We start from the raw sequence: 22,531 nt of genomic DNA, 5'->3' as shown, positions 1-22,531 counted from the left end.
AATCGCTCACCCCGCCAGTGCCTTCGGAATAGTCGCATGCTCCGGCAGGATCACCCCGCAACCGAGCGAAGCCGCGAAGGCCGCCGCCTGGTAGCGGTAACACCGCCGAATCTTCAAGCGCGCCTGGGTCGACAGGTCGCGCGTGATGGCTTCGATGCGCGGCAGGTCACCGCGCAGTGGCTCGGTGATGGTCACCAGCGCCCCGAAGCGGGTCACACCGTGACCCCTGGCCTGCTCCTCGCGGGCCTGCTGGGTCGCGCCCACTCGCAGCGTCGCCGCCGCGGACACGACCCCGCGTTCGCTCTGTTGGGCCACCAGCGCGTTCTTGAAATCGTCGTCGACGATTTCGGCGGCGTCGGCGGCTGAGTGCGGACGGTACACGATCGCGATACGTTTCCGCGGGACTTCGGGATTCGGCGCGAGCAACCGCTGCAGCACCCGCTCGTCGACCGCGCCCTCCGGCGCCGCGTCCATCTCCCAGGTGACCGACCGGCCACCGTCGTGCACCAGGTGATCCCACTTCTCGTCATGGGACACCGGACCCGCGTCCGCCCAATCCAGGCCGTGCCCTTCGGGTTCGCCCGCGGCGACTTCCAGATCGGCCTGCGAGGCAGGGTCGTAGCTGCGCCGGATGAACGCGATCACCTCGTCGGCCGACATCGGTTGCGCGCGCACACCGGCCTCGGCCAGCGCGGCGCAGATGCCGGGAAGGCGGCGGCCGATCTCGACGGCCTCCTCCGCCGGGTTCTTGCGGCGCTCGGCGGTGGTGGCCTTGAACGTGATCGCCACGCGCGGCAGCAGCTGCACCCGCTCCTGCGGCAGTTCGGTGGCCAGCTCGTACATCACCTGCTGGGCCAGTTCCGGCGCCTCCGGCCTGGTGATCGTGGAAACCTCGGTGAGCAAACGGTTTCCGGTCTCCGGCACGGTGTCGATGACCGGAACGACGGCGACGATGTCGCTGGTCTGGCCGACCGAGGCCAGGAAGGTGCCCCACGCCGACACCCATCGGTCGATCACGGGTTGGTCCACCGCCTCATGGCCTTGCGGCCAGGCCCGCAGCACCACCGTGTACTGCGCGAATTGCGGCAGGTGGATCATGCCGAAGCTGTAGCCGCCCGCGTCGATGCCCTCGTAGAGCTTGGAGGGCGCCAGCAGTCCCGGCAATCGGGTGACGCCGCCGGGGATCCGGGAGAAGCGGCCACCGCGGTACACATGCTCGCCGCGACTGCGCGAGCGCATCCAGTTGAACATCATCAATCCCGTCTCATAACCCGAACGACCTCCGGTCCGCCACACCAGGGGGACCATCACGACGACGCCCGTGCCGCCGACGATCAGACCCCACTGGAAGCCGCCGACCATCGCGGTGATCAGCGCCGTGATCACGACCGCGAAGCCGAGCACGGTCTCTTCCCAGCGCAGGCCGAAAAGACCCGCGCTGCGCGGCTTCTGCCAGAGCCCGTACGAGCGCCGCTCGTAGGTGTCGGTGACTGTCATCGCGGAATGGTGCTCCTCCCGAGGTCGGGTGAACGGTTCGTCCAGCGGTCGCCCGCGACGTCACCCATGGCTTGCTCGGCCCGGTTCAGCCCGCCGCTCGCGGCGCGCGCCGCGCCGATCCGGCCTGCCGTCCTGGCCGATCCGGACGCTACTCCGGCCGCGCCCGCAGGTCCGGAGGCGCGCGGTGCCGCGCCGCCCTGACCGCCACCGCCACCGCCACCGCGGGGCGTGGTGGGCCGCGGCACGCCGCCGCCACGCGGCCCGCCAGGACCGCCCGGCCGCGGCCCGGTCCCGCTGCCGCTCACGTAACCCGCGTTACCCGGCGCCGCGGCGCCCTTGACGCCAACGGCCTTGGTACCCATGGCTCCCAGGCCCGCCACCGCGAGCAGGGTGCCGCCGGTCGCGGTGAGGCCGGAACCACCGCTACCGACGATCGCGACGGCCGGGGTGACCAGCCGCATCAGCGCGGGCAACACGAACGCGACGCTGCACAGCAGCACGATCGCGACCAGCATGCGCTGGGCCTGTTCACCGTCGGGCAGGCCGCCGGTCGGGGTGAGCGAGTCGACGTGGCCCGCCGTGGTGAAGGCGATCATGTAGACGATCGCCGCCACCGGCTTCCACAGCATGAAGGCGATGATCCAGCCGATCAGCTTCTGATAGGACTGCTTGCCCATGTTCATGCCGGATGCCGCCGCCGCCAGCGGCAGCACTCCGGCCGCGATCACCAGCAGGCCCTGACGGACGATGGCGAGCACGATCTGCGCCAGCGCGCCGAGCAGGCCCACGATCGCGATGATCAGCACGAGGCCTGGGGAAAAGGCTTGCAGCTTGCTGGTTTTCACCATCAGCTCGGCGAGATCCTTGGCATTTCCGTTGGTCGAGTCGTTGATGATCCACTCCGCGAAGCGATCCGAGGCCTGAGTGCCGGCCACGATCACCGCGCCCAGCATCCACGAGCTGAACACCACCCGGGTGAACATCCGGAACGACTCGGCCGCCTCGTTCATCACGGCTCCGCGTCTGGCCTCGGCCAGTCGCGCGCCGGAAATGATCACCGACGCGATCAGCAGCAGGATCTGCGCCTGATAGGTGTAGTCGTTGATCTTCGTGAACAGCGAGCCCGAATCGCTGACCGCCTCGTTGGGCACCTTCATCCAAAAGGTCAACGCCAGGATGATGGCCTGGCCGAGGCCGTTCATCAGTGAGTCGACCACCTTGCCGAAGGTCGAGTCCCAGGCCTTGTCTTTGACCGCCGTCGCCGCCTGACCGGGATGCGAGGCGGCATTTCCCGCCTTGCACGCGGCGGAGGCCGCGTCACCGAGGGAGATGCCGGGCAGTCCCACATTGTCGAGCGTGTCGTGGATTTCGTTGCACGTCTCGTCGAAACCGTAGGTCTGGCCGTAGGCCACGGTCGGCGTCGCGATCATCACCGTGAAGATGACCGCGAATATTGTGACTATCCGCCTCACCATTGTGTCCACCCCTCGATGCTCCGCAGGGACTCGATCTGCACTCGTTCGTCGCCGGTCACCGTGGTGAGCTTCCAATCTCCGTCTCGCCACATGACCGCCAGGCGCATGCCCACCCATGTTGGTTGGCCATCAACTGTTTCTCGAGCCTTTCTCGCAAACTGCACTTTCGCGAAATCATCTGCATAGCTTTCGATTCGGAAGGCATCCGACGCGAACAACAAGGGCCGGAGTTTGTCGGGCAGACGGTCGGACACCTTGCCCTCGGCGACCAGCCGGTCGTAGTCGGCCAGATACTGCGGCGTCACGTCGACCAGACCGACCAGCAGACCACGATCCTTGGGATTGGCGTTGGTCCGCCAGTAGATCTGTTCGGCGGCCAGTGCGGCGCCTTGCGGCGTGTGCGCGAATCCCACCGCGGCGGAACCGTCGATCCGGGACGGTCCGTCGGAGGTCGAGAAGCGCACGACCGGACCGCCGAATATCCGCTGCCACACCCCTTCGCCGTTCGATGGCGCCGGCGCGGCGGCGGTCCATCCCGGCGTTCCCGGTTGCTGCCGCTGGTTCGGATTCTGTGGCAGAGCGGTACCTGCCGCGCCGACCGGGACATCGACGCGTCGGCCGAACATGTCGGTCTCGGGATTGCCGAATACCGCGGCGGCGGGGACCGCAGACGGTCCTCCCACTGCACTGGCCGACGCGGTGCCGGTCCTGGAGACCTGCTCCTCACCGGATGCGTTGTCCCGCGTGGCGACAACTGTGACCACCGCGGCGAGCGCGACGCTGAGCACCGCGCCCGCGCCGAGCAACGCCAGCCGCGGACGACCGGATCCTCGCGTGGTCACCACTTCGTCCACCCCCCCAGCGACTCGAGATACTCCGTCTGCGCGTTGTTGGACGTCGAAGGCTTCAAGCGCCAATCACCCGCGTCCCACACCATGACCAAGCGAGTCGCGGCCCACAACTGTTTGCCGTCCACCACCGGCCCCCTGGTGGCCAAGCGGACGATGGCGAGATCGTCGGCGTAATCGTCGACCTTGAACGCGTCGGAGGCGACGAAGTAGCGGGTCACCTTCTCCGGCTGCTGCTCCGGCAGGCGGTCGTCGGCCAGCGCCTTGTCGTAGGCGGCGATCTGCTGAGCGGACACCCGGACCTGCCGCACGTACAGGTCGCGATCGGCGGGGCGGGCGTTGAGCCGGTAGGTGATCTGGGCCGCCGCCAGCACCGCCCCCTGCGGGGTGTGCGAGTACCCGACGGCCAAGTCGTCCTCGATGCGCGTGGGCCCGTCGGACGTGGAGAAGGGCACCGAAGCGCCGTACACCCGCTGCCAACCGTGCGGCTCGGTGGTGCCCTCCGGCGCCGCGGTCAGCCAGTCCGGGTCGGTCGGCTTGTGCTGCCGCGACGGATCCTGCGAAAGCGGTTGTCCGGCGGCGTTGTTCGGAATGTCGACGCGCCTGCCCAGGATGTCCACTTCCGGTCCGGCGAACCCGGTGCCGCCGGAACCTTCCGTGACGGCGGGACCGCCGCCGACGCCTTGATCGTCGCGGCCGACGAAGACGAAGATGCCGACCACCACGATGAGTGCGAGCACGGCGGCAGAGGCGACGACACCGAAGGAGACACGGTCGCGCGCGTACGACTCTTTGTCGCTCACGTCGGTGCCTCCAATCTCACGATGTCAGTGGGTAATGCGTCGATCGAGTCAATGGGTCGTACGGCTGAGCCCGGGTCGGGCAGTCGTAATCTCCAGTCGTCGCCGAACCACTCGACGGCAGTGTGGTGCACCGCCTTGGAGCGATCGGAATACTCGGTGTACACATCGACGGTGGAGCTCTGTCCGGTGTAGCCGGTGATCTTGTAGCCGAGCAGCCGGGGCGCGAACTCGGCGCTCGCCGGGCCGGTGATCGACAGCTGCACCCGATTGGTCACCCACTCGTCCTTGGCGGGGCCCGGAACCAGTTCCTGCGCCGCCACTTTCGCCCACTGGGTGTCTGCGGCCACCGCCAACCGCACGGAGTGCGTCAATGCGGCGACGCCCGCGCCGCGCGGCGAATGCTCGAAACCGGTTGCCGCGCCGTCAGCTGTCGACTTCGGCCCCTGGTCGGTGACCGGCAGCGGCACGCCTTGGAACGGCTGCCAGCGAACGTTGGTCGGGACCGCGGTCAGGTCCGGTCCCGCCGTGTCGTCACCACCCCCGCATCCGACCGCCGCCACCAGCAGCGCGGCACCGACGAATCCGGCCGCAGGCAGGCGGAGCTCGCACCGCCGTACCGCGGAGTCTGTCGGCCGCATTACCGTGGAAATCATTCCCGCGTCGTCCCCATCCCGCTCCGGCGGCTCACGCGGGCAGGAACGCCAGGGCGATCCCCGACGCCGTGCTCGCCACCACAGCACCCAGCAGGCTCATCAGCACGCCGTGCGAGGCGTCGTTCATGGCCAGATCACTGCGGAAGGTCAACCACAGCTTTCCCGCCGACACGATCATCCAGGCCAGGCATACCAGCAGTACGAACCACAGTAGCCAGTTCAGCAGCTGCATCAGCGGTGCGAGGACCTCGGCGGGCATCCTCTTGTACGCCAGTACCTGGGCGGCCGGGATCTGCACGGCACTCATCGCGACCATCAGGTGCCGATGACGGCGTTCATGATGGTGCCCGCGCTGGTGGCGACCACGCCGCCGATCATCGCTCCCGCCACCATCTTCGGCGACTCGAGACCACCACCGGTCCACTTCTCCCACGCGAACCTGCCGCCCGCGTAGGTGATGCCGCAGATCCCGGACAACAGGACGAACCAGGTGAGGTACCGCACCAGCTGCAGGATCTTCTCCGAGCCAGGAGGCGCCTCGGGCGTCGGATTACCGACTTGCGCGAGTACGGTGCCGTACGTGTCCTGCACGGCGAGGAGGATCATGCTCATCGGGTGCCTTTCTCGAATAGTGGTGTGTTGTCGCCGATTCGATGCGTACGTTCACTGATCGGACGGCTTCCTGAGATCGGGAACCTGGCGGTCGAAGGTGGCCTCCTCCAGTGCCGTCCGAGCGGCCGCGACGATGTCGGCCCCGAGCTCCCGGACATCGAGCGGGACTTCCTCCAGCAGATCGAGCTTGCGTTTCTTCGGTGGCAGCGGATCGCCGGGCGACCACACCGGAAGCTGCTCCGGTTCGACCAGCGTCCATTCCTCATACCACGGCACCTGCCACACCTGCCCGGCCAGTGAGCCGACCACGTCCCGGTAGCGGCGGATCTCGGGCGCCATCCTGCCGGGGCGCGCGGCGACGGTGATCAGGCCGAGCACCTCGGACAGCCCTGCGAAGCCCGAAAGATGTTGGCGCAGAAGGTCGTGTGCACGGGACAGACCGGCGATGGTCTCCCTGGCGACGAGGACGACGAAAGGGCTTTCGCGGTCGAAGACGCCGGGCCAGCGGCGGCCCGAATCCGCCGCGGGCGCAAGCACATGCGCGAGGGTACTGGCTCCCGCACCGCCGTGCACACCCAGCAGCCAGACCAGCGGTGCCCGGCCGACGCCGGGCACCGGCCGGTCCCAGATGGCGGCGCGGCGGGCCTCCGGCGGTGCGATCACACCGGCGGGCGCGGGATCGGGCTGACGGGGAAAAATCATGGCGGCGGTCATGATGCCACCCCGGCGAGCAGGCGCCCATATGCCCGGCGCGTCTCGGCGGCCAGGGAGGTGTGCCGCACGAGTTCACCACGGGCGAGGTGGGGATCGTACGGAATCTCCCTGATTTCGCGGACCCACCCGGAGAGATGCTCTCGCAAATGATCCGCTACCCGGGAATCCCCGTCTGGGTACTGATGCGAGACGACGATGGTGGTGTCACCGACGATGCCGCCGTCATGCCCCTCGGTGGTGTCGCCGAACTGGTCGTCGAGCCATTCCAGCGCGACCCGCAACCGGTTGGCTGCGTCGTTGCGGGCCGGAATCGTCAGTACCAGAGCCACATCCGCGTCATCGAGCAAGGGAAGCAGTTGCCTGGCGGCAATCGGATGTCCTCCGTCGTAGACGGCGGTGTATCCCGCGTCGCGCACCGCGCGGGCGACCGTGAGGTAAGTCGCACGTCTGCGCAGCGGCGCGGCATCACGCCACAGCAGCCCGATGCCCGACGTCGCACGCGACAGGCATTCCTTCAACGGCGCGGGCTCGTCGGCCCCACGCCCGTACAACCAGGACTGCAAGCTGATCGGGTGCAGATGCTCGTCCGCACCGCGCAGTGCGAGATCGCTACCCGCCGAGGTCGCGTCCACCGCGACCGTCGGCGTCCCGCCCGTGCCGAGCTCACCCGCCAAACCCAACGCCGTCGTCGTGGTACCCGCGCCGCCGCACCCGCCGACCACCAGAATCGGTCGCTGCGCCGGATGATCCTCGGCCCCCGCATCGTTGCCGCGCCGCAACCGCACCACCGGAGCCTTGGAGCGCACCGGCTGGCTCGACGATTCGCCCTCCCCGGGCGTCTCGTCGAGCCAGCGGCTCCAGTCCTCTCCCATCGCCTCTGCTCTCCTTTTATCCGGCCGCGATACCTGTGATCATGGTGCGGCCGTCGATCACCGCGGTGGTGACCATCTGTCTGTTGTACGTGGCGGGCACACCGCCGGGCCGGTATTCGGTGACCTCGACGGAGTACCGGTGGTCTCCGATCGTCACGATCCGCACGCAATGTGTGGTACCCGCCGGGACCGTATCGATACCCCGTTGGATGACCCAGGCGGGCTGGACAGCGGCATCCGGCGCGACCGCCGCCCTGGCTCGCTCCCCGGACCGTTCGACGTAGTACGCGTACTGGAACAACAGCACGGCGTCCGGCCCGGAGGTCGTCCCGCCCGCCTCCGCACCGCGCACGATCGCGTCACTGCGTTCGGTCGGGCAAGCGCCCGCACCGGCCGCCTGGGCACTGCCGACGGTGAGCTGCACGGACGCGGGCCCCCGCGAGTCTCGTGGCGCGGCGGCAGGATCGGCCGCCGAACGCACCAGCATCAGCACGCACACGGCGGCCACGGCCAGCACCAGCACCGCCGCGATCACGATGATCAGCATGCGGGCCCTGCGCGTGGCGGGGTGCTCGCGGGCGGCTTGGCGCAGGGCTCGCGAGACGCGTGGACGCGGTCGCTCGACCCGGTCGTCGGACTCGTCACCGGCCCACGGGAACTGTGCGACCTCCGCCTGCCGCGGTGCGACGTAGTCGTCGTCGGGGCCGGGCGCCCGACCGCTCGCCACCCAATCCGACCAGCCGCCGGTGAATTCGCTGCGCTGCGCGGGCAGGTCCGCCGGGACGTCTTCGGGTCTGCGCTGCCGGGGCTCGTCGTTGTCGTCGTTGTCGTCGCGAATGTAGTGCCGGGAGCGCGCGGGTCCGTCGTCTTCCGGAGGGGTGATGGCGCTCGCCTCTGCTCCGCCATCTGCCTCCGGGGCACCGGTCTCCGGCTCCAATGCGCCGTACCAGCGGGAAAGCTGTTTGTACGACTTCAACATTCCCCCATTCCCGCAGAGCAGGGCGCGCAGTATCGCATCGTCGGACCCTCTCGGCGATCAGTTCGTGGAGAACGGGTAGGTGTTGGGCGTGCCGGGTCGGTCGGTGGGCGGAATCGATGTCACGCCGCCGGATGAGGCGCCATCGGCTCCTGTCCCGAACGGAAATTGTCCCGTACCGGACGAACTCGGCGTGGGCGACGCGCCGGAGCTGTCGCCGAAGAATCCGGGCGGCTGCTTCTCCAGCGCCGCCCGCGGCGTGGCATTCCCGCCGAAAGCGTCGGCGACGTCGCGGGCGACGGCCGCGAACCAGTCGGCGACGAAGTGGGTCGGTGCGGTACCGTTCGCCGAGACGGTCGCACTGTTGTAGGCGGTGTGCCGCTGGATGGTGTCCCAGTAGCGCACCCACGTGGTCGTGTTCAGCAGCTCGCTGTTGTCGGTGACGTTCTGCACCACCGCGTCGAACGCCTGCGTGACCAACCGGACACCGGTCGTCGGCGGAACCAGTTGCGGGATGGCGCCGAGCAGCTTCGCACCGAGCGACAGCAGCGCGGCGGGCGGATTGGACAGGCCCGCGGTGGCCAGTTCGGAGATGGCCGCCGGATTGATGATCGTCCTGACCACCGTGACCACAGCGTTCAGCCCGATCATGCCGATCTTCAGCATTGCCTGCAGCGCGCCGGGCAGATCCAGAGGAGCGCGCGGATCCGAGGCATCGGCGAGGCGCTGGGAGATCGACTTCTTCGGCGAGATCGACAGGGTCGCGAGCGAATTGCCCTGCACGTCCTTGCTGACCACATCGGTCGCGGTCTTGATCGAGGTGAACGCCAGCGCCTGCGCGATCGACACCAGTGAAGCGATCGGATCGCCGCCGCTCAACGTGGATTGGCCGACCAGGTTGGCGACCGCCTTCAGGATGGGCGCACCGCCCGGGGCGTCGCAGGCGAGATCGCCTGCCGCGCAGAAACTCGCCACGCGACCGGTGAGTGCGCCGAAGTTGGCGGCTTGGTCCCGTTCCGGTCCGATGCCGCCGCCGCTGGCCGGCGCCTGCGGAAGCGCCGCGAGAGATGCGAGCCGATCGGCCGAGGTTCCCGGCGCGGCATCCGGCGCCGCCTTGCCAGGTGCGCCGGGGAACAGCGGTGCGCCGGGGTTGCGGGTCGGGTCGCCGAACAACGCCACCGCAGCGACCTTCTCGGCCGGCAACACGCCCTCGCCCCGGCCGACCTCCTGGGCGAAGACCGACGCGACGTGCGCGCCCTGCGAGTAGCCGACCACCGCGAACCGGGTGTTCGGGCAGGTGTCGGCGACGGTCGCGGCCATGCTCCGCAAACGGTCGAGACCGCCTGCCACCGATTCCGAGTACGGCACCGCGCCACCGGCTGTCGCACCGCCGAAGCCGGATTCGTATGGCACGTAGGCGCGGTCGACCAAGCCGGTGTCGGGGGCCTTGGCCATCATCGGACGAAAGACCGTCGAGAGCATGCCGGTGTCGGTGGTGGGCGCCGCGTCCGGCGAGGACTCACCGGTGCCCTGAATCCCCAAGGCGTACAAGGCAGGACACGTAGCGATGGGGAGATTTGTCGAGGGGCCAGCGGGATTCGGCGGCTGCGCCGCGGCGGCTCCGGCGGTCGCCACAGCCACGGCGAATGCGACCAGCATTCCCGAGAGTCGTGCCGTGTGTCCAGTCATAGCGATCCGCAATCAAGTCGTTTGCCGCAACTACCCTCAGCGCCATGAAACGCAATAGACCGTAACAGATTCCGGCTATTACTGCCGCATCGGCGGAAATCTTCCGCGAAACGCCGATCGGCACGCGACACGCAGTGGCGCGTCCCGGGAAACAACCCGGCAAGTTTCCGAAAGCTCGCAGTGGAGGGCAACCCCGAGGGAAACGCGAGCACCGCCGTGCCGAAACCGCTTGGGACAATAGCTAGTTGACAGCAACTATCGGAAGGGCACGCGGACCGGTCAGGCCGCGGACGTCACCCGGTAGACGTCGTAGACACCCTCGACATTGCGCACCACATTCAGCAAGTGCCCCAGGTGTTTCGGGTCGCCCATCTCGAAGGTGAACTTGCTGATCGCCACCCGGTCGCCGTGCGTGGCCACCGACGCGGACAGGATGTTCACCTTCTCGTCGGCCAGTACCTTCGTCACGTCGGACAGCAGGCGGGTGCGATCCAGCGCCTCGATCTGGATCGCGACCAGGAACACCGAGGACGGCGACGGCGCCCAGGACACCTCGATGATCCGTTCGGCCTGATCACGCAGCGAACCGGCGTTGGTGCAGTCGGTGCGGTGCACGCTGACCGCACCGCCACGGGTCACGAAGCCCATGATCTCGTCACCGGGCACCGGGGTGCAGCATTTGGCCAGCTTGGCGACCGTGCCGGCCGCGCCGGGAATCAGCACGCCCGCGTCGCCGGTGACGCGCTGCCTGCTCGGCGTCGTGGACGGCGTGGAGCGCTCGGCCAGCTCGTTCTCCACGTCGCCGATGCCGCCGAGCTGAGCCATCAGCCGCTGCACCACGTGGTGCGCGGAGACCTGGTGCTCGCCGACCGCGGTGTAGAGCGTGGAGATGTCGGAGTAGTGCAGCTCATGGGCGACCGCGGTCATCGCGTCCACGCTCATCAACCGCTGCAGCGGCAGCCCGACGCGGCGGACCTCCTTGGAGATCTGCTCCTTGCCGCTTTCCAGGGCCTCTTCGCGCCGCTCCTTGGCGAACCACTGGCGAATCTTCGCCTTGGCCCGTGGCGACACCACGAAGTTCTGCCAGTCGCGACTGGGTCCCGCGTTCTGCGCCTTGGAGGTGAACACCTCGACGACCTCGCCGTTCTCCAGCTGGCGTTCCAGCGCGACCAGGCGCCCGTTCACCCGGGCACCGATGCAGCGGTGCCCGACCTCGGTGTGCACGGCGTAGGCGAAGTCGACCGGTGTCGACTTCTGCGGCAGGGTGATGACGTCACCCTTCGGCGTGAAGACGAAGATCTCCGGCGACTTCAGGTCGAAGCGCAGCGACTCCAGGAACTCGGCCGGGTCGGCGGCCTCACGCTGCCAGTCCAGCAGCTGGCGCATCCACGCCATGTCGTCGACCTCGGCGGTGTCGTTGGAGTGTTTGCCGCGGGTCTCCTTGTAGCGCCAGTGCGCGGCGATGCCGAACTCCGCGGTGCGGTGCATGTCCTGGGTGCGAATCTGCACCTCCAGCGGTTTGCCGTCCGGCCCGACCACGGTGGTGTGCAGCGACTGGTAGACGCCGTAGCGGGGCTGGGCGATGTAGTCCTTGAACCGGCCCGCCATCGGCTGCCACAGCGAGTGCACGACGCCGACGGCCGCGTAGCAATCACGCACCTCGTCGCAGAGGATGCGGATACCGACCAGGTCGTGGATGTCGTCGAAGTCCTTACCCTTGACGATCATCTTCTGGTAGATCGACCAGTAGTGCTTCGGACGGCCCTCGACGATCGCGTTGATCCGGGAGGCGGCCAGCGTGTTGACGATCTCGGCCCGCACCTTCGCCAGGTAGGTGTCGCGCGACGGCGCGCGGTCGGCGACCAGACGGACGATCTCGTCGTACTTCTTCGGATGCAGGATCGCGAAGGCGAGGTCCTCCAGCTCCCACTTGACCGTCGCCATGCCGAGGCGATGGGCAAGCGGCGCAATGACTTCCAGAGTCTCCTTGGCCTTCTTGGCCTGCTTCTCCGGCGGCAGGAAACGCATGGTGCGCATGTTGTGCAGCCGGTCGGCCACCTTGATCACCAGCACGCGCGGGTCGCGGGCCATCGCGATGATCATCTTCCGGATGGTCTCCGCCTCGGCGGCCGCCCCTAAGTTGACCTTGTCCAGTTTGGTGACGCCGTCGACCAGGTGTGCCACCTCGGAGCCGAAATCCTGGGTGAGCTGCTCCAGGCTGTAACCGGTGTCCTCCACGGTGTCGTGCAGCAGCGCGGCCACCAGCGTGGTGGTGTCCATGCCGAGCTCGGCCAGAATGTTGGCCACGGCGAGCGGATGGGTGATGTACGGGTCGCCGGATTTGCGGAACTGATGCTTGTGCCGGTCGTCGGCCACGTCGAACGCGCGCTGCAGCAGCGTGAGGTTCGCCTTCGGGTAGAGCTCGCGGTGCACGGTGGCCAGCGGTTCCAGCACCGGCTTGACCGCCGCTATGCCGCGCTGACCGGTCATGCGGCGGGCCAGACGCGCACGCACCCGGCGCGAAGCCGAGGTCGGGACGGCGGCGGAGGTACCGGGCTGACGGGCGGGCGAGGTGTTCGCCGCGGTCGGCTGCTGCGCGGCCTGCGTGGCGTCGGAGGCGGCCGCGGCACCGTTCGACTGCGGGCCCGACGTCGATTGCTCGACCTTCGCCTCGCCCAGATGCTGAGCCATGCCACCACCTCTCCGCGACTCGATCGGAACACCCTATCCGACCGGTGCAACCTCCCGGATCACCACTTTAGTCCGGCCGAAGCGGGCACGTCCCGCTCAGCTGACCAGGGATGCGCGCCGCGGTCGCCGGAACCAGCGACGGACACGGTCCCGGAGCAGGTCAGGCGGCTCGCGTAACCGTCACCCAACGGACACGCCCGGGCCGGCCAACCGGCGTGTGTACCGGAAAAGCGGCTGTTCAACGGCCGCTCCACCAGCTCGAACGGGACTTTTCTCCGCAGTGACGCCGCGTCTTCGAGCAGCCGCCGGGTCACGTTCGTGGTGTCGAGAGTCGCTGGCCCCGCAGTTCGTGCCGGGATTTGTCGCCGGCCAGGTCAGGTAACCGCGCACCTACCGAGTACGAGCCGTCCGCCGAAGGTCCTGACCGCATGCCTCCGAATGCCCGGGGCGGGGCGCACCCACCCGCCGGCGCGCGGCAACGTCACCGGACATGTCGAGGCAGTGCGGCCGGTGATCGCTCAGCGAACCGCGGCGGGCTCCGGTTCGGTGGACGGTGGCCGGATCGGCGCGGAGCCGGGGCGGAGGGAGCGGCCGTCGAGATCGGGGGACGCGGCGACGTCGAAGATGTCGAGCACTGTCGGGGTGATGTCGACCAGCGTAGCTCGGGTGCTGGTGGTGCCGGAGCGGAAATCGAGGCCGCGGGCGATGACGAAATTGGTTGTCTCATCCGGGGATTGGCCGCCGTGCCCGCCTTTCGGCAGGTGACCGTGATCGGCCGTGACGATGATGGTCCACCGCTCGGCCGGGTGGGCGGCGGCGCGGGCATCGACGGCGGCGACGATGCGGCCGACCAGGATATCTACCCGCGTCACGGCGTCGAGATAGGCGCGCGACGCGCCGCCGGACTCGTGACCGGCGCGGTCCACCTGGTCCAGGTGCGTGAAGATCAGGTCGGGTGCGAACTTGCCGATAGCGGTGACCACGGCGGCGGCGGTGGCGGCGTCGGTGCGGGACTCGTCCGGGTCGTGCGGTGCGGGCGCGGTGGAGACGACCACGTCGGCGCGCGGGCTGCCGCTGCCCGCCATGGTGGCGATCTGATCCCAGGTCGCGATCGACTGGGTCTTCAGCCCCGGGCGGGCGCGTTCGAGCTGGGTGAAGACCGTCGGATACCGCGCGAACGGCGCGGCGGTGAACTGGTTGTTCGTGATGCCGTGCTTGCGGTCCCAGACCCCGGTCAGCACGGTCGCCCACGACGGACCCGAGATCGTGATATGCGGAACGATCGAGGAGCGGCTCAGCAGGCCCGCGCCGGCGAGCCGCAGCAGATTCGGTGCCTGCGCCTGCTCGATCTTGCGGTACATCAGCCCGTCGATGCCGATCACGACGGCCTTGGCCACCGGCGGGTCCGCCCGGGCGACCCCGGCGACGACAGACGCCGGAAGGACCGTAGCCGCCAGGACGGCAACGGCTTTCGCCAGCAGCTGCGTTCGGCTCATACCGCGAACCATGCGGGTCCGAGCGCGGCGCGGGATAGCCCGCCGCGGCAGTGTTCATGGACGTTTCATCGGCGACGCAACCACCCGTCGCCTCCCTGAACAGCCCCTTAACGAGCCATCGCGGGAAGCTGTATGCCGAGCTCATCGCGGATGTCGTCGGAGTGAACGCCGGATTCCGGCGACCGGCTCGTGACACGTCGAAGGAACGGGTGCTCGGCCGGACTCACGCCGTCTACCGGGCCGTCCCCGGCTCGCCCCAGCCAGCGCCCGGTGGTAGGTACCGTACCCGCCATGACAGTCACCCGTTCGCTGCTCTTGTTCGCGCTCGCCGCGCTGGCCGAGATCGGTGGCGCCTGGTTGGTGTGGCAGGGCTGGCGCGAGCAGCGCGGCATCGTCTGGATCGCCGCGGGTGTGCTCGCCCTCGGCGCCTACGGTTTCGTGGCCACCTTCCAACCGGACCCGAACTTCGGACGCGTCCTCGCCGCCTACGGGGGTGTGTTCGTAGCGGGCTCGCTGGCCTGGGGCGTACTCGTGGACAAGTTCGACCCGGACCGCTGGGACTACCTCGGCGCGGCCATCTGCCTCGCCGGCGTCGCCGTCATCATGTACGCCCCACGCCACTGACCGAATCGCCTGCCACGCCGGATCGGCCGACGAGGGCCCCGAACCGCGGCCGCGCGCCGGTCAGCTTCAGACGCCCCGGCCGAAGGCGTGGCAGCACATCGCACCAACGCGACGGGCGGCGGTGGCGGCCCGCCGTCACTCCTCCGCGCCGAATGCCCAGACGGCGGCCGGTCGGCCGGTCGCTTTGACGCGACGCCGTTCAGTGGTGCGGGCCAGGCCCGGGATCGCCGCCAGGGTGCGGTTCAGGTTGGCCGGGTCGGGCCGCGCGCCGGACAGCGCGGTGGCGGCCTCCACCGCCCTCGTCGCGGGGAATTCCTCGCCGAGCAGGGCCCGGGTGAACGGCAGGTCCTTCCACAGCAAGCCCGTCAGCAGACGGCGAGCCACCTCGACGATGCGATTGTGGTCGAACGCCAATTCGGGCACCTCGTCGAACCCTGCCCACCGCGCCGGTCCCTCATGGAGACCCACCACCGCCCACATCGCGATCGATAGTGTCGGCCCACGCGGGTCGCGGTTCGGCTCGTCGAAGGTGACCAACTGCCCGACCGCGTCGATGGCGGCCTCTGGGACACCCAGCTTCGCGTGCACCGCCCGCCGCGCCGCGTCCGCCAGCCGTTCCCCACGTCCGAGCAGCACACCGGGCAACGCCAACTCCCCCGCGTACGGCTCCCTCGCACGAGGCGCGATCCCGATCCGCACGCCGCCGTCCTCGTCACAGAACCGCACCGCTACCACATCCACCGAAACAACGGATTGCTCCACGCCGACCCATCCTGCCCGACCACCCGCACCGATCGCGGACCACCCGCGATTCGTCCGCCAGATGTCCGCGGGCAGCGCGGCAACGCATTCCGCTCGCGGGTGTCGTTCAGGAGGAGGCGCCCTCGCCTTCGAGCCGATCGCCGATGAGCATGGTCCCGGGTCCCTGCTGCCCGCCGGGACCGGGCAGCCACCGCACATTGTCGGCGGTCAGCGGCTTTCCGCACTCCTGGCACACCACCACACCACGGGTCGGCCGGCCGCAGTCACGATGGACCACGACGGCAGGCGGTCCTCCGGCCCCCGCGAGCCATTTGTCACCCCAGGTGATCAGCATTGTGAGCACCGGATACAGATCGCGTCCACGTTCGGTGAGCAGGTACTCGTAACGGACCGGATTCGATTGGTACGCACGCCTTTCCACGATCCCGTGCTCCTGGAGGGCATCCAGGCGGGCGGCGAGCACGTTGGAGGCGATGCCGAGATCGCGGCGGATGTCCTCGAAGCGGGTCAGCCCGACGAACAGGTCACGCAGGATCAGCGGCGTCCAGCGCTCGCCGATCGCGTCGACCGTGCGCGCGATGGAACAGACGATGTCGGAGAAAGCAGCCTTGGGCACTCGATCAGGATAGTCCGTTGCTTTTTGCAAGTCACTTGGACTAGGTTCGGACCAGTCGACAACGAAGGGGTGACGCACATGTCCGACGCGATTGCCAGGTTCCGCACGGCAACCGAGACCGGCGACATCGACGCGCTGATGCACGCATTGGCGCCCGATGCCGAGCTGGTCTCGCCACTGTCGGGCCGGTTGGTGTTCCGCGGGAGAGACGACCTGCGGGTGCTGCTCTCGGCAGCCTACGGCAGTCTCACCGGGTTGCGCTGGACCGAGCAGATCGGCGACGGCGCACGCCGGGTCCTGCTGGCCGACGCCGCGATCGGACCGTTCCGGTTGACCGAGGCGCTGGTGCTCGGCCTCGACGACGAGGGCCGCATCCGCACGTTGCAACCCCACCTGCGGCCGTGGCTCACGCTCACCTACCTCGCGGTACGCCTGGCCCCAGGCTTGTTCAAGCACCCCGGAATCCTGCGGCGGGCGTCCCGGGCCGCGTGAACGCCGCCGTCGATCGCCTGCTCCGCATCCGGGCCGGCTGTCGCGAGAACGGCCACGCCGAGCCGGGCGCGACCACCTCGGTGTCCGGCGCCCGAAGGCGCGCAGCCGAACTGGTCGATGCCGAACTCACCCGGTTCTTCGTGCCGCCCTACGCCGGACACCGAGGCAGGCTCGGTGTGCGCCCCGACCGGGACGAGATCGTCGAGATCGTCCCGGTCGGCGACCGCACGGTGACGTCGAAACGGCTTTCCGCGCTACTGGGCTGAATCCTCCTGTGCGGACAAGGATTTCGTGCGTGACGCCCTAGGTGACGAGCGTCTCGACCAGACCGTCCGCGGTGAGCTCCAGCCGCCGAGCCACCCCGATGTCGTCGAGGAAGCGCGGGTCGTGGCTCACCACGATCAGCGCGCCCTCGAAGCCCGCCAGCGCCTGGGTGAGGTGCTCCAGACTGGGCAGGTCGAGGTTGTTGGTCGGCTCGTCCAGCAGCAGCAGCTTCGGCGCCGGGTCGGCCAGCAGCAGCATGGCCAGCGCGGCGCGCAGCCGTTCGCCGCCGGACAGCGCCCCCGCCGCGACGTCGGCGTCCGTGCCGCGGAACAGGAAGCGGGCCAGCTGGGCCCGGATCCGCTCCGCGGACGCGTGCGGCGCCGTCGACGCGACGTTCTCGAACACCGACCGCTGCTGGTCGAACACGTCGAGCCGCTGCGGCAACATGCGCCATGGCACTTTCGGACCCTGCTGCGCTATACGCCGCAGCAGGGTCGTCTTGCCGACACCATTGCGGCCGGTCAGCGCGATCCGCTCCGGACCGGACACGCGCAACGACACGGTCGGCCCGCAGGACAGCTCCACATGGTCCAGCACGATCACCTCCTGGCCGAGATACAGCCGCGTACCGGGCAGGTCCACCCGGATCTCCCGATCGTCGCGCAACAACTCCCTGGCCTGCTCGAGCTGCTCCCTGGCGGTGTCGAGCTTCTCGATGTGGTTGTTGCGCAGCTTGCCCGCCGACACCTGCGCCTGCCGTTTGCGTTCGGCCATCACGATTTTCGGCTCCCGCTTCTGGTCCCACATCTTCTGCCCGTAGCGCTGTCTGCGATCCAGTTTGATTCGCGCTTCGACGAGCTCGCGTGCCTGTTTGCGCACATCGCTGCGCGCGTCCCGGATCGCCGCACGAGCGGCTTCCTGCTCGGCGGCGATAATGCGCTCGTACTCGCTGAAATTTCCGCCGAACAGCCGCAGTTCGCCGGTACGCAGCTCCGCGATCGCCGACATCCGCTCCAGTAGCTCACGGTCGTGGCTGACGGTGAGCACCGTGCCGGAGAACTGCCCGACCACGTCGTAGAGCCGTGCACGGGCGACCCGGTCCAGGTTGTTCGTGGGTTCGTCCAGCAGCAGCACATCGGGCTCGGCGAGCAGCTCGGCGACCAATCCGAGCAGGACGGTCTCGCCGCCGGAGAGTGTGTCCAGCGTGCGATCGAGTTGTTCGACCGAATCCGCGACATAGTGCAGTCCGAGCCCGGCCAGCAGTGCCAGCGCCCGTTCCTCGACATCCCAATGATTGCCGATGATGTCGAAGTCGGATTCGATGCCGACACCGGATTCGATGCGGTGCAACGCTTTTCGAATATCAGCGATGCCGAGCACGGTGTCCACTCGTTGCCCCTCGGCGAGGCCGATGTCCTGCTGCAGGTACCCGAGATGTCCCGCAACCGTGATGGACCCACGCGCGGGCCTCAGCTGACCGGCGATCAACCGCAGCAGCGTGGACTTGCCCGCACCGTTTCCGCCGACCAGGCCGATGTGACCGGGGCCGAGGACGGCGTCGAGCCCTTCGAAGACGGGAGTGCCGTCCGGCCAGGAGAACGTGAGATCGGAAAAAGACAGATTGGTCATGCCAACTCCCAGAGGTTGCGACGGGTACACGGCGCGCGAACGCGGGCCGCCCGAGTGGCTACCTCAGATGAGCAACGGCATGACTCCGATCAACGGGGATAAGACGTACCTAGAGTAAACACAGTGCCCGCGGATGCGCCAGTGATATTCGGATCACATCCTTCTGGCTTCCGTGTGGGCCGGCATCGACCTTCCCGCACGGATGTTCGGCGTAGCCGCGAGCGGCTCTCAGACCTGCACGACGGAAGTCAGTGCGTAGTCACCCTGCTTCTCCCGCCCGCCGAGGAAGGTGAGCTCCAGCACCACCGCCGCGGCGACCACCTCGGCGCCGGCCTGCTTGAACAGTTCGGCAGCGGCGGCGAGGGTGCCGCCGGTGGCTAGGACGTCGTCGAGCAGTAGAATGCGGCGGCCCCGGAGCTCGACGCCGTCCGCGGGAATCTCCAACGCGGCGGTACCGTACTCGAGGCTGAATTCCCGGCTGATCACCGGTGGCGGCAACTTGCCCGCTTTGCGGACGGCGAGCACCCCGGTGCCGAGGCTTGCGGCCACACCGGCCCCGAGCAGGAAGCCGCGGGCGTCGACACCCGCCACGAGATCGGCGTCAGGTGCGCACGCGGCCAGGCAATCAATCACAGTACGGAAGCCCTCGGCGTCGGCGAACACCGGCGTCAAATCCGCGAAACGCACACCGGGCGTGGGGAAGTCGTCGTGCCAACGGGTCAAACGATCGACCACCTCAGCGGCTTTGATGGTCCGTTCGGCGACTACGTCCTCGGATTCGATCGCCGCGTGCTTGCTCATCGACACCTCTCCATGATCACATCACCCACACCATCTGTCACCGCTCGAGCACCCACCGGTCCATATTCCAGCCCGACCCGGCCTGGGTGGGGGCGGCTATTCCATTGCGCAGCCCCTTGCCGAAGGCGATCGTGCGCGGGGTGGCGAACAACGGGATGCTCGGCAGCTCGGCCCACAGCAGGTTCTCGGCCTCGGTGAACAGATTCAGCTGTGTGGCCGAGTTGCCGTCGGCCGCAAGCTGCTCGGTGATCGCATCGTAACGGCCGTTGCCGAACCGCCCGGCATTGAGCCCGTTACCGGTGCGCAAGGCGCTGGTCGCGGCCACTCCCTCGCTCGAGCCGGCGGGGCCGGGCGCCGAGGCGGTGCTGCCCAGAACCGCGTCGACTGTGCCCTCGGTGAGCCGCGCCGGGGTGAAATCGGGCGCACCGGCGTCCACCACGGTGATACCCGCCGGCTTGCAGGCGTCGGCGATCATCGTGACGGTCTGTGCGCGGCGGTCGTCGGGACCCAGATAGCCGATGCGGACGGTCGGGTTCGGCGCGCCGGATGCGGTGACCGCCTTGGTCGCGTTCGCCACGTCGCCGCCGGAGTACCTGTCCGCCGCACCGATGACCGCCGGATACAGCAGCGAATCCTGTTGAACGATATGCGCGTTCAACGGGCCGGAGCCGAGGCCGGACTTCGGCGCGTCCGGGACCTTGCCGAGTTTGTCGAACAGGGTCTGCCGCGGCAGGCACAGCGCGAACGCACGCCGGGCCTGAACCGAGGCGAACACTCCCCCGGTCGACAGCGCCAACTGCTCGGCGCCACGTCCCGGCACGGTGTGTACCGAAAAGCCGTTCAGATTCAGGTCTTTCACCGAACCGGTGGCAATATCGACCACACCGACGGCGTTGTCTCCGATCTTCTGCTTCAGGTCGAAGGTCTTGGGCCACACAACGATACGTCCGGTGGCCGGCTTGTTGCCCCACCAGCGCTCGTTGGCGACCAGCACCAAACCCTCCTCCTTGCTGAAGGATTCGATGCGGTAGGGCCCCGACGACGGGAACCGGGACAGATCCAGCTGACCGTCGGCCGGGATGGTCCAGCCGGAGTTCCAGAACTCCGCGAGCCTACCGACGGCGTTCGGATCACCGCCTTGGAAGGCCGACACCACGTTGGGCACGTTCGCCACGCGGGCCGCGACGTGCGCGGGCATCAACTCGCCCGCGGTGAACAGACTCCGCCACGGCAAGTAATGCCTGCCGGGCCGGAAGACCACCGTGGCATCCCGCGAGCCGGGCTGGCACTCGACCCGCTCGATGGCGTCGTAACCGGCGGTACTCGCGGCGTCGAAGAGCGGAACCGCCCCTCGGTCACCGGGTTTGGTGAACCGCCCGCTGCGGGCGGCCCAAGCGAGCACCAAGTCGTCACACGAGGTCGGTACGCCGTCGGAGTACACCCCGTCGGGGTTCAGGCGGTACTGGATGGTCTGCGATTCGCCGGGCACCTCCTTGGCGGTACCCAGGTCGGTGTCGGCGACCTGCTGGCCGTCCGGACCGGTGTAGAAGAACCCGGTGAGCACCCGGGCGAATACCGCGGTGGATCCGGAACTCGCACCGAGCGTGCTGCCGCCGTTGTAGCTGGCGATGGTGGCGTCGGTCGCGTAGCCGATAGACGGCACCTGGTTCTTGCTGGAGCAGCCCACCACCAGCCCGGCTGCCAAGGTGCCCGCGGCGAGTGCTCCGATCAGTCGTACCGTCGTGCCTGGCTGTCGCATGAAACCCCCTGCCTCGTGGTGGTCAGTGCCGCCTCTTGTGCCGTTTTCCGCTCGGTCGGGCACCCGGCCGCGGCGCCTGCCCGGCCGGACGCTGTCTGCGTGGCGTCTCGTCGAAGTTCCGGCCCGCCGCCACGCTCGCCCTGCGCTCGGCCGCAACGCCCGCGCGGGTGCCGGCCGCCCCGGCGCGCTTGGCCAAGACCTTCTTCGTGTGGGCCGCAACGGGTCCCCAGCGCTCCTTGATCGACACCAGCAGCGGTGTGCCGAAGAAGATCGAGGAGTACGTGCCGACCAGCAGGCCGACCAGCTGCACCAGCGCCAGGTCCTTGAGGGTACCGACGCCCAGCATCCAGACCGCGATCACCATCAACCCGACGATCGGCAGAATACCGATCAGCGCGGTGTTGATCGAGCGCATCAGCGTCTGGTTCACCGCGAGATTGGCCTGCTCGCCGTAGGTCCGCCGGGTCAGGTGCAGAATGCCGCGCGTGTTCTCCTCGACCTTGTCGAACACGACCACCGAGTCGTAGAGCGAGAAGCCGAGGATGGTCAGGATGCCGATCACCGTCGCCGGGGTGACCTCGAATCCGACCAGCGAGTACACGCCCGCGGTGACCGCGACGTCGAAGACCAGCGCGGCGAGCGCGGCGATGGCCATGTGCGTCTCGAAGCGGACCGCGATGTAGACCGCGACGAGCACGAGGAACACCGCCAGCGCGATGAGCGCCTTGCGGGTGATCTGGCTGCCCCAGGTCTCGCTGACGTCGGAGGTGCTGATCGCGGCCAGGCTCGGCTTGCCGCTGGCGTCCTTCGGCTGGAACTCGGCGAACAGCGCGTTGTTCAGCGCCTCCACCTGCCGCTGGTCCAGCGCCTCGGAACGGATCAGCATCGTGGCCGAGCCGCCGGTGCCGACGGTCTGCACCGAGACCGGGTCGGTGCCGATGGAGCCGCGGTAGATGTCCTCGACCTGGCTGGTGGTCGCGCTCCCCGCCGGGAACTGGATGCGCGAACCGCCCTCGAAGTCGATGCCGAAGTTGAAGCCGCGGAAGATCATGCTGCCCAACGAGATCAGCACGATGACGGCGGTGATGAGATACCACATCCGCCGCTTACCGATCACGTCGACGGCGCCGGTTCCGGTGTAGAGGCGGTTGAAGAAGCCGTGCTTCGGTGGCTGCGGCTCGGTGACCGCGGCGAACACGTCGGTGATCTCGGCCGCGTTCGCGTTGTCGAGCGAACGGGTGGTGTGACTGTTGGTCAT

General features: G+C 68.6%; 22 protein-coding genes. 3 read left to right on the top strand and 19 right to left on the bottom strand.

Features of this window, described 5'->3' with window-relative positions:
* Positions 1 to 6: 6 nt before the first annotated feature.
* The 13 genes from OHA40_RS27545 to OHA40_RS27485 all read right to left on the bottom strand — a co-directional run bounded on the left by OHA40_RS27545 (position 7) and on the right by OHA40_RS27485 (position 14,326).
* Positions 7 to 1,497, bottom strand: coding sequence for an SCO6880 family protein (locus OHA40_RS27545; protein WP_330229753.1), 1,491 nt, complete (start codon positions 1,495 to 1,497; stop codon positions 7 to 9).
* Complete coding sequence (locus OHA40_RS27540) at positions 1,494 to 2,972, bottom strand: hypothetical protein (protein WP_330229752.1); 1,479 nt, start codon at positions 2,970 to 2,972, stop codon at positions 1,494 to 1,496. The genes OHA40_RS27545 and OHA40_RS27540 overlap by 4 nt, the downstream gene beginning before the upstream one ends.
* A complete protein-coding gene (locus tag OHA40_RS27535; protein WP_330229751.1) occupies positions 2,966 to 3,814 on the bottom strand; it encodes a hypothetical protein in 849 nt (282 codons plus the stop codon). The genes OHA40_RS27540 and OHA40_RS27535 overlap by 7 nt, the downstream gene beginning before the upstream one ends.
* Entirely contained in the window at positions 3,811 to 4,623 is an 813-nt protein-coding gene (locus OHA40_RS27530; RefSeq protein WP_330229750.1) for a hypothetical protein, read from the bottom strand. The genes OHA40_RS27535 and OHA40_RS27530 overlap by 4 nt, the downstream gene beginning before the upstream one ends.
* Positions 4,620 to 5,261 carry a hypothetical protein gene (locus OHA40_RS27525; RefSeq protein ID WP_330229749.1) on the bottom strand — a complete coding sequence of 214 codons (642 nt, stop codon included), beginning with the start codon at positions 5,259 to 5,261 and terminating at the stop codon, positions 4,620 to 4,622. Before OHA40_RS27525 ends, OHA40_RS27530 begins: the two co-directional genes overlap by 4 nt.
* 46 nt (positions 5,262 to 5,307) lie before the next feature.
* Positions 5,308 to 5,583 carry a hypothetical protein gene (locus tag OHA40_RS27520; protein WP_330229748.1) on the bottom strand — a complete coding sequence of 92 codons (276 nt, stop codon included), beginning with the start codon at positions 5,581 to 5,583 and terminating at the stop codon, positions 5,308 to 5,310.
* A gap of 8 nt (positions 5,584 to 5,591) precedes the next feature.
* Positions 5,592 to 5,888: a hypothetical protein gene (locus OHA40_RS27515; RefSeq protein WP_330229747.1), complete on the bottom strand. Its 297-nt coding sequence runs from the start codon at positions 5,886 to 5,888 to the stop codon at positions 5,592 to 5,594.
* A gap of 51 nt (positions 5,889 to 5,939) precedes the next feature.
* A complete protein-coding gene (locus tag OHA40_RS27510; protein WP_330229746.1) occupies positions 5,940 to 6,602 on the bottom strand; it encodes a hypothetical protein in 663 nt (220 codons plus the stop codon).
* Positions 6,599 to 7,474, bottom strand: a complete 876-nt coding sequence (locus OHA40_RS27505; RefSeq protein WP_330229745.1) for a MinD/ParA family ATP-binding protein — start codon at positions 7,472 to 7,474, stop codon at positions 6,599 to 6,601. Before OHA40_RS27505 ends, OHA40_RS27510 begins: the two co-directional genes overlap by 4 nt.
* A 16-nt stretch (positions 7,475 to 7,490) precedes the next feature.
* Complete coding sequence (locus OHA40_RS27500) at positions 7,491 to 8,453, bottom strand: hypothetical protein (protein WP_330229744.1); 963 nt, start codon at positions 8,451 to 8,453, stop codon at positions 7,491 to 7,493.
* 57 nt (positions 8,454 to 8,510) lie between these two features.
* Complete coding sequence (locus tag OHA40_RS27495; RefSeq protein ID WP_330229743.1) at positions 8,511 to 9,992, bottom strand: cutinase family protein; 1,482 nt, start codon at positions 9,990 to 9,992, stop codon at positions 8,511 to 8,513.
* A 426-nt stretch (positions 9,993 to 10,418) separates the two neighbouring features.
* Positions 10,419 to 12,830, bottom strand: a complete 2,412-nt coding sequence (locus OHA40_RS27490) for a RelA/SpoT family protein (RefSeq protein ID WP_330229742.1) — start codon at positions 12,828 to 12,830, stop codon at positions 10,419 to 10,421.
* Between the two features lie 518 nt (positions 12,831 to 13,348).
* Positions 13,349 to 14,326, bottom strand: a complete 978-nt coding sequence (locus OHA40_RS27485) for an alkaline phosphatase family protein (RefSeq protein ID WP_330229741.1) — start codon at positions 14,324 to 14,326, stop codon at positions 13,349 to 13,351.
* 291 nt (positions 14,327 to 14,617) lie between these two features.
* Here OHA40_RS27485 and OHA40_RS27480 point away from each other — a divergent pair, with 291 nt between their 5' ends.
* Complete coding sequence (locus OHA40_RS27480; protein ID WP_330229740.1) at positions 14,618 to 14,950, top strand: YnfA family protein; 333 nt, start codon at positions 14,618 to 14,620, stop codon at positions 14,948 to 14,950.
* Between the two features lie 135 nt (positions 14,951 to 15,085).
* On the opposite strand, the gene OHA40_RS27475 is transcribed toward OHA40_RS27480, so the two are convergent.
* Both OHA40_RS27475 and OHA40_RS27470 read right to left on the bottom strand, forming a co-directional pair.
* Complete coding sequence (locus OHA40_RS27475; protein ID WP_330229739.1) at positions 15,086 to 15,712, bottom strand: NUDIX hydrolase; 627 nt, start codon at positions 15,710 to 15,712, stop codon at positions 15,086 to 15,088.
* A gap of 106 nt (positions 15,713 to 15,818) precedes the next feature.
* The gene (locus OHA40_RS27470) at positions 15,819 to 16,328 is read right to left on the bottom strand and encodes a winged helix-turn-helix transcriptional regulator (RefSeq protein WP_330229738.1); all 510 of its coding nucleotides are present in this window, start codon (positions 16,326 to 16,328) and stop codon (positions 15,819 to 15,821) included.
* A gap of 78 nt (positions 16,329 to 16,406) precedes the next feature.
* On the opposite strand from OHA40_RS27470, the gene OHA40_RS27465 reads away from it, so the two are divergent.
* Positions 16,407 to 16,820 carry a nuclear transport factor 2 family protein gene (locus tag OHA40_RS27465; RefSeq protein WP_330229737.1) on the top strand — a complete coding sequence of 138 codons (414 nt, stop codon included), beginning with the start codon at positions 16,407 to 16,409 and terminating at the stop codon, positions 16,818 to 16,820.
* Entirely contained in the window at positions 16,817 to 17,086 is a 270-nt protein-coding gene (locus tag OHA40_RS27460) for a hypothetical protein (protein WP_330229736.1), read from the top strand. Before OHA40_RS27465 ends, OHA40_RS27460 begins: the two co-directional genes overlap by 4 nt.
* A 37-nt stretch (positions 17,087 to 17,123) precedes the next feature.
* Here OHA40_RS27460 and OHA40_RS27455 read toward each other — a convergent pair whose 3' ends face one another.
* The 4 genes from OHA40_RS27455 to secF form a co-directional block, all read right to left on the bottom strand.
* Positions 17,124 to 18,713, bottom strand: a complete 1,590-nt coding sequence (locus tag OHA40_RS27455; protein ID WP_330229735.1) for an ABC-F family ATP-binding cassette domain-containing protein — start codon at positions 18,711 to 18,713, stop codon at positions 17,124 to 17,126.
* Between the two features lie 228 nt (positions 18,714 to 18,941).
* Positions 18,942 to 19,514, bottom strand: coding sequence for an adenine phosphoribosyltransferase (locus OHA40_RS27450; RefSeq protein WP_330229734.1), 573 nt, complete (start codon positions 19,512 to 19,514; stop codon positions 18,942 to 18,944).
* A gap of 37 nt (positions 19,515 to 19,551) precedes the next feature.
* On the bottom strand, positions 19,552 to 21,273 hold the full coding sequence (locus OHA40_RS27445; RefSeq protein ID WP_330229733.1) for an ABC transporter substrate-binding protein: 1,722 nt from the start codon (positions 21,271 to 21,273) through the stop codon (positions 19,552 to 19,554).
* Positions 21,274 to 21,295: 22 nt separating this feature from the next.
* Positions 21,296 to 22,531 carry a protein translocase subunit SecF gene (gene secF / locus OHA40_RS27440; protein ID WP_330229732.1) on the bottom strand — a complete coding sequence of 412 codons (1,236 nt, stop codon included), beginning with the start codon at positions 22,529 to 22,531 and terminating at the stop codon, positions 21,296 to 21,298.

Origin of the sequence: Nocardia sp. NBC_00508, assembly GCF_036346875.1 — a bacterium.
In the GTDB taxonomy this organism is placed as follows: domain Bacteria; phylum Actinomycetota; class Actinomycetes; order Mycobacteriales; family Mycobacteriaceae; genus Nocardia.
The sequence above is the reverse complement of the archived record's forward strand: the minus strand, read 5'-3'. Positions and strand labels throughout refer to the sequence as shown.